At 39.5% G+C, this 18,912-nt stretch carries 16 protein-coding genes; 7 read left to right on the top strand and 9 right to left on the bottom strand.

The window, feature by feature from the left end; all coding sequences use genetic code 11:
* Positions 1-97: 97 nt before the first annotated feature.
* Genes NY014_RS04595 through NY014_RS04575 form a run of 5 tightly spaced genes read left to right on the top strand, consistent with a single transcriptional unit; the run spans position 98 to position 8,005 of the window.
* Complete coding sequence (locus NY014_RS04595; protein ID WP_259413365.1) at positions 98-3,475, top strand: methylmalonyl-CoA mutase family protein; 3,378 nt, start codon at positions 98-100, stop codon at positions 3,473-3,475.
* A 17-nt stretch (positions 3,476-3,492) separates the two neighbouring features.
* Positions 3,493-3,912, top strand: coding sequence for an OsmC family protein (locus NY014_RS04590; protein WP_259413364.1), 420 nt, complete (start codon positions 3,493-3,495; stop codon positions 3,910-3,912).
* Positions 3,909-4,148, top strand: a complete 240-nt coding sequence (locus NY014_RS04585; protein WP_259413363.1) for a hypothetical protein — start codon at positions 3,909-3,911, stop codon at positions 4,146-4,148. Before NY014_RS04590 ends, NY014_RS04585 begins: the two co-directional genes overlap by 4 nt.
* A gap of 21 nt (positions 4,149-4,169) precedes the next feature.
* Positions 4,170-5,177, top strand: coding sequence for a PDC sensor domain-containing protein (locus tag NY014_RS04580; RefSeq protein ID WP_259413362.1), 1,008 nt, complete (start codon positions 4,170-4,172; stop codon positions 5,175-5,177).
* Positions 5,174-8,005 carry a PAS domain-containing hybrid sensor histidine kinase/response regulator gene (locus NY014_RS04575; protein ID WP_259413361.1) on the top strand — a complete coding sequence of 944 codons (2,832 nt, stop codon included), beginning with the start codon at positions 5,174-5,176 and terminating at the stop codon, positions 8,003-8,005. Before NY014_RS04580 ends, NY014_RS04575 begins: the two co-directional genes overlap by 4 nt.
* 31 nt (positions 8,006-8,036) lie before the next feature.
* Here NY014_RS04575 and NY014_RS04570 read toward each other — a convergent pair whose 3' ends face one another.
* The 7 genes from NY014_RS04570 to NY014_RS04540 form a co-directional block, all read right to left on the bottom strand.
* Positions 8,037-9,332, bottom strand: a complete 1,296-nt coding sequence (locus NY014_RS04570; RefSeq protein WP_259413360.1) for a dihydrolipoamide acetyltransferase family protein — start codon at positions 9,330-9,332, stop codon at positions 8,037-8,039.
* A gap of 85 nt (positions 9,333-9,417) precedes the next feature.
* Positions 9,418-10,674, bottom strand: coding sequence for a competence/damage-inducible protein A (locus NY014_RS04565; protein ID WP_259413359.1), 1,257 nt, complete (start codon positions 10,672-10,674; stop codon positions 9,418-9,420).
* A gap of 1 nt (position 10,675) precedes the next feature.
* Entirely contained in the window at positions 10,676-11,461 is a 786-nt protein-coding gene (locus tag NY014_RS04560) for an SDR family oxidoreductase (RefSeq protein WP_259413358.1), read from the bottom strand.
* A complete protein-coding gene (locus tag NY014_RS04555) occupies positions 11,458-11,961 on the bottom strand; it encodes a dihydrofolate reductase (RefSeq protein WP_259413357.1) in 504 nt (167 codons plus the stop codon). Before NY014_RS04555 ends, NY014_RS04560 begins: the two co-directional genes overlap by 4 nt.
* 96 nt (positions 11,962-12,057) lie before the next feature.
* On the bottom strand, positions 12,058-12,900 hold the full coding sequence (locus tag NY014_RS04550) for a DUF4412 domain-containing protein (RefSeq protein WP_259413356.1): 843 nt from the start codon (positions 12,898-12,900) through the stop codon (positions 12,058-12,060).
* Positions 12,901-12,968: 68 nt separating this feature from the next.
* Positions 12,969-13,907, bottom strand: coding sequence for a methionyl-tRNA formyltransferase (fmt, locus tag NY014_RS04545; protein ID WP_259413355.1), 939 nt, complete (start codon positions 13,905-13,907; stop codon positions 12,969-12,971).
* Between the two features lie 52 nt (positions 13,908-13,959).
* Positions 13,960-15,141 (bottom strand): exo-beta-N-acetylmuramidase NamZ family protein, encoded by a 1,182-nt coding sequence (locus tag NY014_RS04540; RefSeq protein ID WP_435520606.1) that lies wholly within the window; start codon positions 15,139-15,141, stop codon positions 13,960-13,962.
* 39 nt (positions 15,142-15,180) lie between these two features.
* Here NY014_RS04540 and NY014_RS04535 point away from each other — a divergent pair, with 39 nt between their 5' ends.
* Positions 15,181-16,395 (top strand): ABC transporter permease, encoded by a 1,215-nt coding sequence (locus tag NY014_RS04535; protein ID WP_259413353.1) that lies wholly within the window; start codon positions 15,181-15,183, stop codon positions 16,393-16,395.
* Here the strand turns inward: NY014_RS04535 and NY014_RS04530 are convergent.
* The gene (locus NY014_RS04530; protein WP_259413352.1) at positions 16,379-17,125 is read right to left on the bottom strand and encodes a polyprenol monophosphomannose synthase; all 747 of its coding nucleotides are present in this window, start codon (positions 17,123-17,125) and stop codon (positions 16,379-16,381) included. The genes NY014_RS04535 and NY014_RS04530 overlap by 17 nt on opposite strands.
* 98 nt (positions 17,126-17,223) lie before the next feature.
* Between NY014_RS04530 and NY014_RS04525 the strand changes: the two genes are divergently transcribed.
* Positions 17,224-18,102 (top strand): ATP-grasp domain-containing protein, encoded by an 879-nt coding sequence (locus NY014_RS04525; protein WP_259413351.1) that lies wholly within the window; start codon positions 17,224-17,226, stop codon positions 18,100-18,102.
* Here the strand turns inward: NY014_RS04525 and NY014_RS04520 are convergent.
* Positions 18,099-18,896, bottom strand: coding sequence for a tetratricopeptide repeat protein (locus tag NY014_RS04520; RefSeq protein ID WP_259413350.1), 798 nt, complete (start codon positions 18,894-18,896; stop codon positions 18,099-18,101). The two genes, NY014_RS04525 and NY014_RS04520, sit on opposite strands and share 4 nt — an antisense overlap.
* Between the last annotated feature and the right edge of the window lie 16 nt (positions 18,897-18,912).

Genomic DNA, 18,912 nt, shown 5'->3' with positions numbered 1-18,912 from the left:
CTGACATTATAAATTTCCTATATTCGCACACATTAAATTTAGCCTGTAGAATCCTTTTTAAGGCTTAGGAAGTTTAGAGAAGTATAAACCCAAATCCATGACTCAAGCAACAACTGTTTACAAACCGCAAAATCACATTCGGATCGTTACGGCAGCTTCCCTTTTTGATGGCCATGATGCTGCTATTAATATCATGCGAAGAATCATTCAGTCTACAGGTTGTGAGGTAATTCATTTAGGGCATAACCGGTCCGTTCAAGAAATTGTGGATTGTGCCATTCAGGAGGATGTTCAGGCGATTGCGATTACTTCCTATCAGGGTGGTCACATGGAATTTTTTAAATACATGTATGACCTACTTCATGAAAAAGGATCCGGACATATCAAGATTTTTGGAGGTGGGGGAGGAACTATTCTTCCTGAGGAGATTAAGGAATTGCATGAATATGGAATTAGCCGAATCTACTCTCCTGATGACGGTCGAGCCATGGGTTTGCAGGGAATGATCAATGATTTGGTTCAGAAATGTGATTTCCCGATCGGAAAGGATGTCCCTTCAGATATTGAATTCGATACAAAGAATAAGGGTAAGTTGGCGCGGATTGTTTCTGCTTTTGAAAATTACCCAGAGGATTCTGCTCAATTGCTGGAAAGAGTTCGTCAAAAGAGTAAGGCGAGCAAAACTCCTGTTTTGGGAATTACCGGTACCGGAGGAGCCGGAAAATCATCTTTGGTTGATGAATTGGTTCGTCGTTTCTTGATGGATTTTGAGGATAAATCCTTAGCCATTATTTCTGTAGATCCTTCAAAAAGAAAAACTGGTGGAGCCTTGTTGGGCGATCGAATTCGTATGAATTCTATCAATCATCCGCGAGTCTTTATGCGCTCATTGGCTACAAGACAATCCAATCTGGCCCTTTCAAAATATGTTCAGGATGCTGTTGATACTGTGAAGGCAGCAGGCTTTGATTTGGTGATTTTGGAAACTTCCGGAATTGGACAATCCGATACAGAGATTATTGAGCACTCTGACCTTTCACTTTATGTAATGACTCCTGAGTATGGAGCGGCATCTCAATTGGAGAAAATTGACATGCTGGACTTCGCAGATGTGATTGCGCTTAACAAATTTGATAAGCGGGGTGCTTTGGATGCGATTCGTGATGTCAAAAAGCAATACAAACGAAACCATAATCTCTGGGATGCTTCAGATGAGGAGATTCCGGTATTTGGAACAATTGCTTCTCAGTTTAATGACCCGGGAATGAATCAACTTTATCGGTCATTAATTGAACGGATAAGTGAAAAGTTTGGAGATTTCCAAAGCGGTTTTGAATTGACCGGTGGGAATTCTGAGAAGATTTATATCATTCCTCCTGCACGAACACGCTACTTGAGCGAAATCACGGAAACCAACCGCAATTATGATAAATGGGTAGAGGAGCAAAAGGAAATTGCTCAACAGCTTTATTCGATCAAAAAATCCATGGAGGCAATTTCTGCTATCAAGGTTGATGATAAAGACCGATTGCTGAAAGAGCTTCAGGAGGTTTATGCTCAGGTAGAACTTAATCTTGATCCCAAAAACAAAAAGTGGTTGGAAGAATGGCCGGAGGAGGCTGCCCGATATTCTGAGGATTTCTATGTTTTCAAGGTTCGGGATAAAGAGATAAAAGTAAAAACCTACCACAGCTCCTTAGCTGATACTAGAATTCCAAAAGTGGCTTTGCCGAAGTATGAGGCTTGGGGTGAACTTTTGAAGTGGGGATTAAGAGAAAATGTTCCTGGTAAATTCCCATACACAGCAGGTGTATTTCCTTTCAAACGAGAAGGAGAGGATCCAACTCGGATGTTTGCAGGGGAAGGCGGACCTGAGCGTACTAATAAGCGCTTCCACTATGTTTCCAAGGATATGCCGGCAAAGCGGCTTTCCACAGCCTTTGATTCAGTGACCTTGTATGGTGAGGATCCGGATTATAGACCTGATATCTACGGTAAAATTGGAAACTCCGGTGTGAATGTTTGTTGCCTAGATGATGCTAAGAAGTTGTATTCCGGCTTTAATCTAGTTGATCCGATGACTTCGGTATCCATGACTATCAATGGACCTGCGGCTACCATGACTGCATTTTTTATGAATGCGGCTATCGATCAACAGTGCGAACTCTATATCAAGGCCAATGGCTTGGAAGAAGAGGTTAATCAAAAAATAGAAGCTCTTTACAAGGAAAAAGGAATAGCAAGACCTCAATACAATGCCCCGATACCGGATGGAAATGATGGATTGGGATTGAGGCTTTTGGGAGTCAGTGGGGATCAGGTTCTTCCTGCCGAAATATATGAGCAAATCAAGGCAGATACTATTTCGAAAGTAAGAGGAACTGTACAGGCAGATATACTAAAAGAAGATCAGGCTCAAAATACCTGCATTTTCTCTACTGAATTTTCGCTTCGATTGATGGGGGATGTTCAGCAGTATTTCATCGATCATAAAATCCGAAACTTCTATTCTGTTTCTATTTCCGGATACCATATTGCAGAGGCAGGTGCCAATCCTATTACCCAATTGGCCTTAACGCTTTCCAATGGATTCACCTACGTGGAGTATTATGTTTCCCGTGGGATGAATGTAAATGATTTTGCTCCAAATCTATCTTTCTTTTTCTCTAATGGAATTGATCCGGAATATGCGGTAATTGGCCGGGTTGCTAGAAGAATTTGGGCAAAAGCGATGAAGTTGAAGTACGGAGCCAATGAGCGTTCACAGATGCTCAAGTATCACATTCAGACTTCCGGTAGATCCCTTCATGCTCAGGAGATTGATTTCAACGATATCCGAACTACGCTGCAGGCTTTGTATGCGATTTATGACAATTGTAATTCCCTACATACAAATGCTTATGATGAGGCAATAACCACTCCAACAGAAGCTTCCGTTCGTAGAGCGATGGCCATTCAGTTGATTATTAATAAAGAGTTAGGCTTAGCGAAAAACGAAAACCCACTACAAGGCTCCTTCATTATCGAAGAATTGACTGATTTGGTTGAGGAAGCTGTTTATATGGAGTTTGACCGCATTACTGAGCGAGGGGGAGTTTTAGGTGCGATGGAGACCATGTATCAGCGTGGAAAAATTCAGGAGGAAAGTATGCATTATGAAATGTTGAAGCATACTGGTGAATATCCAATCATTGGAGTAAATACCTTCCTTTCATCAGAGGGTTCTCCTACAATTGTTCCTGGAGAAGTCATTCGTGCTACAAAAGACGAAAAAGAAAACCAAATTCATACGCTTCAAAACCTTCATAAGCATTATGCCGGAAAGGCCGAGGAAGAGCTACAAGCGTTGAAAAAAGCGGCAGTTTCCAATCAAAATGTTTTCGAGCGTTTGATGGAGGCTACAAAATATTGTTCTTTGGGACAAATTACTCAAGCCCTTTACCAAGTAGGAGGGCAGTATAGAAGAAATATGTAATCCATTCAATAGAATTCATGGCACATACTAGAAATGTAACCGTCCGAATGAAGGCGGATTTTGAATACGAAGCTGTAAATCAGCAAGGAAATACGGTGCAGATTGATATGTATGATGCACCGGAGAAAAAAGCCCAATCTCCAATGGATTTGTTGTTGAGTTCACTGGGAGGCTGTGCTTCTGTGGACGCGGTGCTGATGATGAAAAAGAAGCGAAAAGAGGTGGTTGATTTTTATGTGGAAGTCACTGGAGATCGAAATGAAGGTGTTCCTTCTTTTTACACAGATATTCATCTTCACTTTGTATTGGTCTCGCCTGATGCCAAAGAAGAAGAGTTTGCGAAAGTAGTTGCTCTTTCCGTAGATAAATACTGCTCTGTTGCCTCTTCCTTAAAATCACGGATTTCTTACAGCTCATCCGTAAAACGAGTTCTATGAGAGTGGTAAAAGAGTTGGTTCAGGAAGACATTCGAATCAGTATTTTTTCCTGGAACAATAAATACCTGATCAAATTTGAATTTGGGCCTATGGAACAGACCTTCAAAGTGAACGAATTGGATGTGTTTTCAGAGGAGGATTTGGAGGTCTTTTTCCAAGGAGATTTTTTTGATTCTGTGAAGAATCGATTTGAAGAAATGGGAAAATCATTGCGTAAGCAGCTCGAAAATCTTTAATTTTCCTGAAATCGTCAGGAAATGAATAAAGTACGAAGTCTCTTTTCCTTATTTTTTATTTTGATTGCCTGTAGTGATTCCATTCAAGAAGGCTATCGATCTGATAAATTGTTGCTTGGGCAAATGGTATCCGTTTTGGAGGAACAAGCAGCAACTCTGACAAGGGAAATTGTGGTTCTTGCAGATTATATGGATTCCTTAGTTAGAAATAAGGAGGCCATACTTTCCCAAGATTTGTCGGATCCGTATCTAATGAAAGGTCCCTTTTCCTCCATTCCAACTTTAGGAGATACAGCAAGAAGTACAGTCATTTTACTTAATTCTACCGATGATTACGAAGCAGGATTGAAAGAAATTAAGCTGACCAATTCCATGGACAGTGTTTTTGCAAATCTCTATTCAAACTATGTGAATATTGCTCAAGTATATTTTAATTCTGCCAATCAAGTATCCAGGGTGTATCCATCCTACGATGTGGTCAATATGGTTGATCCGAATATCGATGTGACAGGTTTCAATTTTTATTATGAAGCAGATGAAGAGCATAACCCGGAGAAAGGACCTGTTTGGATTCAGGAACCTTATGTGGATCCTGCAGGAAAAGGTTGGATTTTGTCTTTAGTTCACCCGGTTTACGATGGGGATGAGCTCTTTGCAGTGATTGGAATTGACGTGACTGTCGATGAGATTATTCAAAACTTCTTTGATAATTATGAGGGAAGTTTCCTGATAGTGAATCGGAAAGGAGATATCGTAGCTGGAACTTCATCAGCGATTGAATCTCTCAGTATGCCCCCTCTCAAGAATCACGTTTACAGGGAGACCATTAATGCTGATTATTTCCGAATTACAGACTTCAATCTATTCAATAGTAAAAGTAGAGAGGTTCGTAAAATGGCGAGTCGCTTTTTGATAGAAGGGCAGGATCTATTTCCTTTTGTGGAAGAGTCCTATTTGCAAAATGCAGTATGTCAACGCTTCGAGGATATTGACTGGTTTATGTTAAAAATAAACCCACGAATCAAATGAAAATCAAATTCCCAATGTTTGGAGAGTTTTGGGTCAATTTTTTGATTGGCTCTTTACTCGTTTTTTTGATTTTGGTTTTGGGGCTTTCCTTTTTCAACGCCATTTATAATACCCAAATCGATTCCAGAAGGGAGTTTTTAAGTAAGCAATCAGAATTGGCTGCCAGAGGCTTGGAAATGGAAATTAGAAGATTCGAGGAAGAGTCAAGAGCTTTGATCGGGTATTTGGAAGATCCAGGCCATGAATTGGATGATTATGATGAGGAATTCACCTCTGCAGCCCGAAGACTTTTCAATGCCTTTCCCAGCTTGATTGATTCGGCTTGGGTGGATATGCAGGATTCGGTTTTGACTTTTACGTTTAATGAGCGAAATGACTTTTTCCGAAAAGCTGTTGATACTGGTTTTCCTGAATCCAGTTCTAAAAAATATTCCACTTTGGTCATAGGACGAAAGGGTTTTAGAATTTTATACTCTCTTGATTTTCTGGAATATGTCACTGACTTTTCGGAGAATTATTATTTGAACCCAACGGGGGCCAAATTTCTGTTTTTTGAGGATCAAATTACTCCTTTGAATCGGAGTCAAATTCAACTGTCTGAAGAGGCGCTAAGGCAAGTAAAGGAAGACTTAGCATTGGGACTCAAAGGAATGTATGATGTGAATTGGAGTATAGATGGGGAGGATTTTTCTGGCGTCGTTTCTCAATATCCATTCCGTTTCAATATTTCGAATAAGACAGGTGCTTTTGTCTTTGTGGTTCCTATAGAGAGTCTTTCTTCGGGTATTTACAGGACTTACTTTTTCCTTTTTCTTGGATTCATGATTCTGTTGGTGGGTACTGTCGGGTTTTTTGTGGTTTCATTGAAAAATAGCCTCGAGTTTCAACGGACTCAAGAAAGGAATATCAAGGAGATCCGAGACCTTTTTGAGCAACAGATTTTGCTGCTTCAGGAACTTCGAGGCTTTGTTTATTTCCATAATCAGCGAGGCGAAATTATCCGGGTAAGTGAAGAAGTGGAGGGGGTTCTTGGATACAATCAGGAGGAATTTACCAATGCTTTTCAAAGCAATTCTACCCATGAAGAAGCTAATCGCATACGAGAGATTGTTTTAGAGAAAATCAGTCAAAAACTGGACGTAATGGACCTGGAGTACGATTTTTTCCGTCGAGATGGAAGAAAGCTTCGGGTTCGGATTTTTGAAAAATTTGTCTACGATTCTGATGGGAATTTTTTAGGGGGAATGGGTATTTGTACCGATATCACCGAACAGTATCAATCCCAGGTCAAGCTTCAGGAAAGTGAAAATAGATTAAGAAACCTGATTAGAAGTATTCCTGATATCATTTTTATATACAATAATCAAGGTGCAATCCTGGATATTCATCTTCCTGAGGAGGCCAAAGAATTACCTGAATTGCAAAAAGCAATAGGGAAAAATTATGCTGAAATTTTCCCGAAGGATCAAAGAGCGGACGTTAAGAGTGCTTTTGAGAATGCCTTGAAATCCAGAAAGATTCATTCTGTGGAGGTTGCCTTAAAAGACTTTGGAAAAGATCGGTTTTTCGAGAATCGCTACTTTCCGTTGGATGAAAATCAGATGATGTCTATTTCGCGTGATATCACTGGTCAAAAAATCTGGGAAAAAGGACTCATGGAAGCAATTGCTGCAGCCGATAAAGCAAGTAGGGCCAAGTCCGAATTTTTAGCGAATATGAGTCACGAAATTCGCACTCCAATGAATGGTTTGTTGGGTATCATTGACCTTCTAGAGCAGACCAAACTGGACAAAATTCAAAAACAGTATGTAGATATTATCAAGAATAGTGGTAATACCCTTTTGGGAATAATTAAGGATATTCTGGACTATTCTAAAATCGAAGCAGGAAAGGTGGAAATACTGCCTGAGGTATTTGATCCTTTTGAAGAATTGGAGAATCAGTGTAAGATATTTTTGGGATTAGCTTCAAAGAAAAATATTCAGTTTTCATTTCAAAAAGGGTTTGATGAATCCTTGCTAATTGAAGCGGATAAATTTAAAATCAATCAAGTGTTTTTGAACCTAGTTGGTAATGCGGTGAAGTTCACTCCTGAAGGTGGTTCTGTGAAGGTTGAGGTTAATTTCTCGCCAATAAGTGAGGAAACAGGATTTTTGGAGTGTAGTGTAGAAGATACAGGGATTGGAATCTCGGAGGATCATTTGCAGCACCTTAGCGATCCTTTCTATCAAATTGATAGCTCAAATACCAGAAGTCATCAAGGAACAGGTTTAGGATTGGCTATTGCCAAAAAACTCACAGAATTGATGGGAGGGGAGTTTGAAGTCACGAGTGAATTAGGTAAGGGGTCTAAGTTTGAATTTTCTGTGTTGGTTAAAAAGGTATCAAGCAGAGAGGATTCTGAGACTTCCAAAGACATCAGTTGGGCAGATATCAGAAAGTCATCCGGTAAATATCCTTTTAAGGTTCTTTTGATAGAGGATAACGACCTGAACTTACAATTAATGGGGATGATGTTGGATCAACTGGGATTCACTTACGAAGTGGCTAGAAACGGAGAAGAGTCTCTTGAAAAGGTTAAAACTGGGAATTTTGATATTCTATTGATGGATGTTCAGATGCCAGTAATGAATGGTTTGGAAGCCACGCGAATTATTCGAAAAATGGATCTATCCAAGCAGCCTATCATAATTGGTTTATCTGCCAACGTCTTTGATGATGATAAATTAGCAGCAATTGAATCAGGGATGGATGATTACCTGACGAAGCCCATTCGCTTAGGGATTTTAGCGGAAAGGCTTGAACATCATTTTCAAAAAATTAAATAAAAAAGCCCAGATTTAGTCGGGGCTAATTTTTTTAAAAGGTTGAATTCATATCAAATGCCTCCAGGTAATCGGCTACTCTTCTCACAAACATACCTCCTAAAGACCCATCGACCACTCTGTGATCATAGGAGTGAGAGAGGAACATCTTGTGACGGATGGCAATCACATCTCCAGTAGGGGTTTCTACTACAGCCGGCTTTTTAACTATGGCGCCCACTGCCATGATAGCGACTTGAGGTTGAGGGATGATAGGAGTGCCCATTACATTACCAAATGAACCTACATTGGAAACTGTGTAGGTGCCACCGGCTAAATCATCAGCATTCAATTTATTGCTTCGAGCTCGATTAGCGAGGTCATTTACCTTCTTGGATATCCCAACGAGGTTCAACTGATCTGCATTCTTGATAATAGGAACAATCAAATTGCCACTTGGAAGTGCTACTGCCATTCCAACATTAATGTCTTTTTTCTTAATGATTCGATCTCCGTCTACAGAGATGTTGATCATTGGGAAATCACGGATTGCCTTTGCTACCGCCTCGATGAAGAATGGAGTATAAGTGATTGGTTCACCATACTTTTCCTTATAGGCGTTTTTATTCTTTTCTCTCCAGAGGACAATATTGGTCATATCAGCTTCTACGAATGAGGTCACGTGAGGAGAAATGCGTTTTGATTCGACCATTCGTTGGGCAATCATTTTGCGCATTCTATCCATCTCAATGATCTCATCACTTGCAGATACACTAACATGAACCTTAGGTTCTGCGATAGAAGGAGCAGCTTGAGTAGTTTGTATATTCCCTGAAGTTCTGTTTTTAAGATAAGAAAGCATATCCTGCTTCGTTACTCTACCGTCTTTTCCAGTACCTGGGATTTTGGCTAGTTCAGCGGCAGAAATGCCTTCCTCTTTAGCTATGCTTCTAACCAGAGGGGAATAAAATCTTCCATCTTCTCCGGTGGAAGAGGCAATTGGTTCTGGTTGATGTAATATCGTATCAGTATTTGCAGGAGCAGCAGCTACAAGCTCTTCTTTGCTCTCTTCTTTTTCAACAGCTGGTGTTGGAGCATCGGCTACTTCGCCAGAAGTTTCAATAATGGCAATCGGAGCACCAACGGCTACAATATCACCTTCCTTTACCAATATTTTTTTCAAGATCCCTCCATGAGTTGCTGGAACCTCTGTATCTACCTTATCGGTAGCTACTTCCAATACAGACTCATCCTGCTCAATCACATCACCCTCACTTTTTAACCAAGTTAGGATAGTTCCCTCTATGATACTTTCACCCATCTTGGGCATGAGCATTTCTACACTAGCCATTCTTTTTTAATATTTAATTGGGTATATATTCAAGTTTTAAAATTAAATTTTAAATATGATCCATCAAAACCGATCGTATAAAATTTTATTTGTCGTATTTCTGAATGCAAATTCTTAACAAGTTTAAAACAGCAACCCCTGTCAATTGAATATTTAACATTCGGTCCTGGGTCAGCTGTAGTTTTTTTGTCTCTGTAAACCCTTCTCCTGCACAGGCAATCCAAACGGTTCCTACTGGTTTTTCAGGAGTTCCTCCGTCAGGTCCAGCTATTCCGCTACTCGCTAATCCAAAGTCCGCTCCAAAAAGCTTTCGGACTCCTTGGCTCATTTGCTCCACCGTTTCTTCACTCACAGCTCCTACCGTTTCCAAGGTTTCCTTTTTGACTCCTAAGATTTTTTCCTTGAACTGATTGTGATAGGGCACAACTGTACCTTGTAAGTAATCGCTACTTCCAGGAACAGTAGTGATCAAATGAGTAATGTAGCCTCCTGAGCAGCTTTCAGCCAAAGCTAAGGTTTTCCCTTTTTCCTTCAAAAGTTTGCCGATAGCTGTTTCTAGACTCTCCTCATTATAGCCATACACATATTTTTGAATCCTAGGGAAAACCAAGCTGATCTGTTCTTCAATATCAGCCTGAATTTGTTCCAGATTTGTTCCAAATCCTGTTAGGCGTAATTTGACATGACCCAAAGAAGGTAAGTATGCAAGTTTGATATGTTCAGGAAGAGCATTTTCCCAATCTTTGATAAGGTCGGCTAACCAGCTTTCCCCAATGCCAGCAGTCTTGATGACTTTGTGATATATAACTGGCAATTCAAAAATTTGGGGAAGTTTAGGCAAGACTAAGTCCTTCATGAGTTTTTTCATCTCATGAGGGACCCCCGGCATTGACATCCAATAAGTTCCGTTTCGTTCAAACCACATACCTGGTGCTGTTCCCACTTCATTGTGCACATATTCACAACAAGATGGCAAATGTCCCTGAAGAATGTTTAATGGAGTCATTTCACGCCCTCTTCTTTTGAAAAATTCCGTGATTGCTTCTACTGCTTCGGGAACTTCCTGAATAGGGCATCCAAAATATTCTGCCAAAAGTGGCTTAGTCAAATCATCCTGAGTGGGGCCTAGGCCTCCTGTAATAAGAATAAGATCAGCTCTTTTATCAGCTTCACTAAAAGCATCCAAGATATCCTTTCGGTTATCTCCAACAGTCGTTTTTCGGACCACTTTCACTCCAACCAAATCCAATTCCTGAGATATCCAATGACTATTGGTATCCATGATTTGTCCATAAAGAAGCTCATCTCCAATGGCAATGATTTCAGCTTTTACCAGTTTCATATTATCTGACTTTGGCTTTTCTTAGGATTTTTGAAAAAATACGTGGGAAAAAGCGCTTCAGGTATACAGCGTAGGTTTCTTTTCCTCCGATCAAGACTTCTTCCTTTTTTCCTGTTATGGCTTTGAAAATTGCATTTGCACAATCTTCGGGACTCATTCCCTTGGCTTGGGCATCGTCCATTTTTCCCAAAGAAGACCCGTCGCCAGTAAGTGCATTCACTGAAACCTGTGTCTTAATAAAGCCAGGACAAATCAATGTCACTGCGATATTGTCTTGATAATGTTCCGCTCGTAACGTATCAAAAAAGCCATGTAGAGCATGTTTGGAAGCCGCATAAGCGGATCGGTAGGGAGAGGCGAATTTCCCAACCAAGCTTGTTACAACAGCAAAATGGCCGGATTTTCTTTCCATGAAATAAGGCAGAATTGCTTTGGTTAAAGCGACAGTTCCAAAGAAATTGACTTCCATTAATTTCCGGTCCACTTCTAGATCTGTTTCCTTGATCAGTGAACGCTGACTTATGCCTCCATTGTGTAAGAGGATATCAACTTTTCCAAAAAGCGAAATTGCCTTCTTAACGATGTTTTCGAAATCGGATTGATCAGCTAGATCTAGTTTTAGTATTTTGACATTTTCCGGATTTGAACAGGCATTTTTAACTAGCTCGAGTTCAGCTTCTTTTCGGGAGGAAATAATGACCTGATAACCCTCCTGAGAAAACTTTTTGGCACAAGCCTCACCAATTCCTGAAGAGGCTCCGGTAATCCAAATCACGGGTTCATTCATGCTTCATTCACTTTTTCATAATCTACAAAAGAGAAGGCGTAGCGATGCTTGCTATCGGCGGGATGGTGTTCCCGAAAGACTTCCTTCCAATTTTGAGGATCAAATTCAGGAAAGTAAGTATCCCCTTCAGGGCTAGCTTCAACTTCTGTTAGAATCATTTTATCAGCTAGTGGAAGCGTCTGCTTATAGATTTCGCCACCTCCAATTACAAAAAGCTTATCTACATTCAATTTGTTACAAAAAGTAAAGGCATCCTCAATATTTTGGAAGACAAAATGTCCTTCAGGAACCTGATAATTCTCGTCCCTTGAGATGACTAAATGAGTGCGGTTTGGAAGTGGGCTTCCCAATGATTCAAAAGTTTTTCTTCCCATCAAAAGGTAATGACCGGTGGTCAGAGCTTTAAATCGCTTAAAGTCCGCAGGTAATCTCCACACCAGTTCATTATTTTTTCCAATAACATTGTTTTTTGCCTTGGCAGCAATGATTAGAATCTCCATGATTGATAAAATAAGGCTTGAAGATACCGGAGATATTTTGCTTAAAAAAGGAAAAAGGGACCATTGGGCCCCTTTCGAGTTGAATAATTTTTGATGCTAATTTCCTGCAAAGACACTTGGATATTCCTGCAAATTAAAGAGGCTTGGAGAGGAGCTTTGAATATCAATAGTTTTCATGTCGGCAGTCGAACCGTCCTTATCTTGGTAATGCATCTCTAGGATACTTCCTTTTGGCATTGAGGAAAATAATTCTTGGTATCGTTCCATAGCAGAATTGGATACCATGGGGCTAGATCCTGGAGAAAAAAGGGAAAAGCCTTCAATTGGTTCTTCTGATACCCAATAGGTTCCTTTTCCATCTGCTTGCTCAATCTCATACTCCTCACAGCGGTAACCCAAGATTTCTTTGGTATTTCCAGTTTTGGTGATTTTAATTTGATCAGGGCTGGATTCATCTTCAGAATTCAAGTCCACCTGTTCTTGTATTTTATCAAAATCAGATCCAATTGCCATGGATGATTTTCTTTCGCCATCATCCATTAGCAATACTGTAGCTTGATTTTTAAGGTCCATGATCAAAAGAGTTTTCATGTTTTCCTGATCAGGATCTTGGATTTCTATTCCTGAAAAATCAGGGTTTTCAGACAAATACGATTTCATCCTTACCGGATCTTCGGACTTTCCTCGGCTATTAGTGGATGTGATTTCCAAAATCATAAAACCTTTAAATGCATACGATTCTTCCACATCAGCAGGTTCTCCCAAAGCGCCCATCATGCCCTCAAGCATTTTGTTTGTTTCCTCCTCTGTTTTATCATTGGCGGATTTGCTTACACTTTCTTCGACTGCTTTTTTGAGTTTTTTGAGGACTTGGGAATTGGCAGAAAATCCAATCGAAATCAAAAAGAATAAGCTGAAAATAAATTTGAAATTTCTCATGATATAAAAATTTTGATTCCTATAAAGTTTGGAAAAATTATGCTCAAAAGGAAAAAGAATAGAGGATTTTAAAGAGTATTTCCTCGAAGGAAGTCCTTGATACTCATTCGTTTTTTACCTTCTAGTTGGATTTCGAGAACTTCCAAGTGACCATTTCCACATTGGAATTTTAGGTAATTTTTTCCGTCACTTTCCCAATCGCCCGGTTCCTTCCCTGATAAATCTTGAGAATGAGGTTTTGCTTTAAAAATTTTGCAAATCTTGCCTTGTAAAAGTGTCCATGCCGCTGGATAGGGGGAAAGTCCTCGAATTAGATTATTGACTTTGCTAGCACTTTGATTCCAATCAATTTCACAAGTTTCCTTGAAAATCTTCGGAGCGTGATGAAGAGCTTTGCTTTCGTCCTGGGGAATTGGTCTTACTTCATCTTTCGCAATTGCTTCCACCGTTCTTAAAACCAAGTTTGCGCCGAGGTTCATTAGTTTGGTATAAACGTCTCCTAAATCCTCTTCTGGTAAAATTGGAACTCTCTCTTGGAAAATGATAGATCCAGTATCGATCTCATGTTTAAGAAAAAATGTTGTTACCCCAGTCTCCCTTTCGCCATTGATAATCGCCCAGTTGATTGGAGCTGCCCCACGATAATCTGGGAGGAGGGAAGCATGTAGATTGAAAGTGCCCAAAGGAGGCATATTCCAAACTACTTCAGGGAGCATTCTGAAAGCAACTACAATTTGTAAGTCGGCCTTTAAATTTTTTAGCTCTTCTAAGAATTCAGGACTTTTCAAATTGGTTGGCTGTAATACATTCAACCCATATTTCAACGCAGCCTCTTTAACTGGTGATGGAATAAGTTTTTGTCCTCTACCTCTGGGTTTGTCCGGTGCAGTAATTACTCCAACTATGTTCCAACCCGCTTCTACCAATTGCTCCAGTGCCGGTACTGCAAACTCAGGCGTACCCATATATACAATTCTCAAATCTTTAGATTGAGCTGAATTCGTCATAAAATTTTTACTCTATTTAATTGAAATAATCGATTTATATTAAATAATTTAATCAAATGTAAATCAGATATTTATTTCTTATTTCTTTATAATTTTCTAATCCTCCTTTCCAGGTTGCTCTAATCTCTTCTTCGCTTTTCCCTTCTAAGATTTGTTTCTTCAATTCATCTGTTCCGCTTAATGTGTTGAAATAATTATTGAAGAACTTTTCGCCCATTTCGGAGTCATGGTAGGCTTGCAATAGGAACCTTAATGTGAATCGGTGATCGAGGGATTGAGTTCTCAAATCATACCCATAGCACATTTTATCCTGATGCGGTGGATTTTTTGACATTCCATCAATACTTATTGGTGTAAAGGTGAAATCCCCAAATTTTGGATCTGGATAGCCATAAACCTGAAAAGGGAATAAAGTGCCTCTTCCTAACGATACAACTGTTCCTTCAAAAAAGCAGGTACTAGGATAAAGGCGAATGGCTAAATCGTTAGGTAGGTTTGGAGAAGGTTTGATTGGTAGGTGATATTCTTGATCATGCACCCAATTTTCTACAGGAATGACTTTTAGATCTACCTCTAAGCCTCCTTTTAGCCATTTTTCTCCATTGATCATTTGAGCTAACTCACCTACAGTTAGCCCGTGTACAATGGGAATAGGATGCATTCCTACAAAACTTTGAAAGCCCTCTTTTCGAATTGGGCCATCCACGTAATCTCCCAATGGGTTGGGGCGATCAAATATAATCACCTGCTTTCCATTTTCTGCCGCAGCCTCCATCACATAGTGCATGGTTGAGATATAGGTGAAAAATCGAACGCCGACATCTTGCAAGTCAAAAATCAATATATCCAAATCCTGAATTTGGCTGGAAGATGGTTTTTTGTTGTTTCCATAAAGAGAGACAATAGGCAAACCTGTCTTTTGATCGACAGAGTTATCTACTTTTTCACCTGCATCTGCCGTACCTCTAAATCCATGTTCTGGAACAAATACTTTTTTCAAGGCAACTCCTTTTTCTAATAAAAAATCAACCACATGCTTATTTTCGCTCTGTGGCATGATGGAAGTTTGATTGGCAACAATTCCCACTCTCTTTCCTTCCAAAAGCGGTAAGTATAAGTCAGATCTTTCAGAGCCTGTTAGAACTTGTGACCAAGCTGAATTGGATTGAACAAGGGTCAAAAAAAGAAGAAGTGACAAAAAACAAGTTGAGATTAATTTTTTCATGTGGTTCATGCTATTTTGCGATGCATTAGGACAAATTAAATCACTCCGTTGAACCTTTCCTATTTCATTGCCAAAAGAATCAGTTTTAGTCGAGTTGGTGGGTTTTCAGCTATCATCCATCGGATTGCTGTTGGAAGTTTGGCAATAGGGGTAGCGGTTTCCATCATTGCATTCATGGTTTTGGGTGGATTCCAAAAGACTGTTTCCGAAAAAGTCTATGATTTTACCGGGCAATATCAGGTTCAGCGCTTTACCATGAGCAATTCCTTTGAGGAAAATCCTTTTTCTCTGAAAGCTGATTTTTTGAAGAATTATTCTTCCATTCCAGAGATTGAAAGGGTACAGTCTTTTGCGCACAAAGCTGCTTTGATTAAGGGCGAGCAAGAGGTAGAGGGTGTCTTAATGAAGGGCTTGTCCAATGATTTTGATACCCTCAATTTTCAACAATACCTAGTGGAAGGTCGTTTCATTAATTTTCCTGATGAGGGGACTTCCAACGAGGTGGTGATAAGTCGCTATTTGGCTAACCGGCTTTTATTGGAAGTTGGAGATAGGATCATCCTGTATTTTGTCCAAAATCCTCCTCGATACCGTCGAGTAGAAGTAGTTGGGATCTATGAAACCTTGCTGGAAAATTTTGATCAAAAGATCGTTTTAGGAGAGCTTCAAACTATCCGAAATCTCAATGGGTGGCAGGATGATGAAGTGGGTGGATTGGAGGTTTTTATCAAGGATAAACCGAGCCAAGAATTGAGTCGATCTATTGAAGATATTCTGGATTTGGATCTCAAGTTGATCAATTCTGAAGATAAATATTTAGAGATTTTTGATTGGCTTAAGTTATTGGATACCAATGTTTATGTGTTTATCAGTTTAATTGGTTTTGTAGCTATTTTCAATATGGGTGCAATCTTGTTCATCTTAATCATGGAGCGCACCCAAATGATCGGTTTATTGAAAGCATTAGGGACTCAAGATTTTCAAATCCGTCGAATATTTTTCTGGAACGGAATGCGGATTTTAGGTAGAGGACTTTTGATTGGAAATGCAATTGGACTTGGTTTTGGATTGATTCAGGATATGTTTCGAATTATCCCGCTAAATCCTCAAAGCTATTATATGAGCTATGTTCCGATTGAATGGAATTGGCCTGTATTCGTGGCTATTAATCTTGGAATCACGGTTTTGACTGCCCTGGTTTTATGGATTCCTGTAATTGTGATTTCCAGAGTGAACCCGATTCAGTCTATACGCTTTGATTAAGCTTATAGGGTGAGAAAATACTTTTAATCTTCATCCAAATCACTCCGAACACGGCCTCTTTAAAAATCCCTTTACTCATTTTTGAGGTGCCTTTCGTTCGGTCTGTAAAAATGATGGGTACCTCTTTGATTTTGAATCCCAATTTCCAGGCGGTGAATTTCATTTCGATTTGAAAAGCGTAGCCAATAAACTTAATCTCATCAAGTTTAATCCCTGCTAAAACAGAACGATGGTAGCATTTAAAACCTGCAGTAGCATCATTGATAGGCAAGCCAGTGATAAACCGGACATAGACCGAAGCAAAATAGGACATTAAAACTCTACCCATAGGCCAGTTGACCACATTGACCCCGGTGATATAGCGACTACCAATAGCCATATCAAAACCTTCCTGTGCACAAGCCTCATAAAGTCTCACGAGGTCTTTTGGATCATGTGAAAAATCAGCATCCATTTCAAAAATATAATCATAGCCATGGTTCAAAGCCCATTTAAATCCAGTGATATAGGCTGTTCCAAGTCCTAATTTTCCTTTCCGGTGAATTAAATGCAGACGGTAAGCAAAGCTTTTCTGCTGCTCTTTTACCAATTCGGCTGTGCCATCCGGAGATGCATCATCAATCACCAATAGTTCAAAATCCCCAGACAATCCCATGACTGTCTGAATCATGTCTACAATGTTTTCTTTTTCATTGAAGGTAGGGATAATGACTAGCTTTCGATGTTCCATATTTTTTGCAGTGCTCAAAAGTAAACCTTCGTCTCGGTTTTTGAAGAATGGTCTATACAAAAATTGGTTAAAGGCTATTTTTGGGGCAAAATAGGAATATGAAAAAGAAGATTGGAATAGTTAGCTACATTTCTACAGGTGCATACGATGCAAATACCATCGATGAGGATCAAATTCTTTCTGGGATTTTAAAGGATTTAGGTTTTGAAAATGAAATTCTACCATGGTCTGATCCTAAGGTTCAATGGGAAGAATTTGATGCTCTTTTAATTAAATCTGTTTGGGATTATTTCGATTACTATCCTGAATTTTTGGATTGGTTGGACCGAATTGAATCGCTAAAAATTCCAGTCCTAAATGATATTAAAACCATTCGATGGAATAGTAATAAACGCTATTTGATTGAAATGGCGGAGAAAGGTTTTCCGGTTATTTCAGGATTTGTCTTGGAAAAAGGATCAAAACCAGACTTTTCCCAAATCAAAAAAGAAATGAAATCAGGTTGGACTGTAGTTAAACCTTTGGTCAGTGGTGGAGCGAAAAATACTTTTAAAATTTCTGAAGAAAATTGGAAAGAGTACGCAGGAAAGCTTGAGGAGCTTTTAAAAGAAGAAGCTTTCATCGTTCAGCCATTTGTAAAGGAAGTAGCTGAAATAGGGGAGTATTCCTTGATTTTCTTTAATGGGAAATTTTCTCATGCGGTTTTGAAAACTCCAAAAAAGGAGGATTTCCGAGTTCAGCATTACTTCGGGGGAACGATCCAAGTGATTCAGCCAAGCAACAAAATTCTTCAAATCGCTCAGCGCTTCGTGGAGCAATTTGCATCAAATTCCCTTTATGCTAGAGTTGATGGTGTGGAAATAGCTGGGGAGTTCTATTTAATGGAATTGGAACTGATTGAGCCTTATCTGTTTCTGGGATTAACAGGCGAAGCTATTCCAAATTATAGAGCTGCAATAAACCAAAGGCTTTCTTAAGAACAGAGATCTAAATGATTTAAAGCGTAATCAGAACCTTGAGAAGCTGCTTCTTGGATATATTGGCAACCTTCGGTATTTCCCATTTGAGCTAAGCAAATTCCTTTTTTTGCCAGTGCCTCCAAGTGGTCTGGATATTTCTTCAAAACGGCTTCAAAATCTTCCAAAGCCCATTCCAAGTAACCTACTTTCATCAAGGCAAAACCTCGATTGTACCGACCAACCAAGTTATCTGGTTCTAGTTTGACGTATTGATTAAAAGAAGCTGCACAGCCCAAAACATCTCCGCGGTAAGCCCTTGCCATTCCTAGATAAAAATGAAGTCGTGCATGCTGATCATTCAATTCCTTTGCTTTTTGGAAAAACTCCTCCGCTAGGGAGTAATTTTTATTTTGGAGCAAAGCTCTTCCCAAGAGGTACAGAATATCGAAATCCGCTGGATCATATTTTGCAGCCCGTAATAAGCGAAGCTCTGCTTCTTTGTATTGTTTTTGATTAAAAAGGATTTTCCCGATGCCGGCATGAGCTTGCGCATATTCTGGATTCAGGGAAATAATTCGTTCATAATCTTCTAATGCGTCCTGAATTCTTCCCATCTCTTCATAAGAGCGTGCTCGAAGGTGAAATGCCTTAATATCCGTTACATTAAAAAATAGGTAGGTATTTAAATTGCTGATCGCCCTTTCGTATTGTTTGTCCAAAAATAATTGCTCGGCCTCATAAAGCTCTGATCGACAAGATGTAAATACCAGGAACAGAAAAATAAAGGCTGATATATTAATTTTTCGTAGCATAACGAAAGAAACAAAA

This window comes from Algoriphagus limi (genome assembly GCF_024919275.1).
Taxonomy (GTDB): domain Bacteria; phylum Bacteroidota; class Bacteroidia; order Cytophagales; family Cyclobacteriaceae; genus Algoriphagus; species Algoriphagus limi.
The sequence above is the reverse complement of the archived record's forward strand: the minus strand, read 5'-3'. Positions and strand labels throughout refer to the sequence as shown.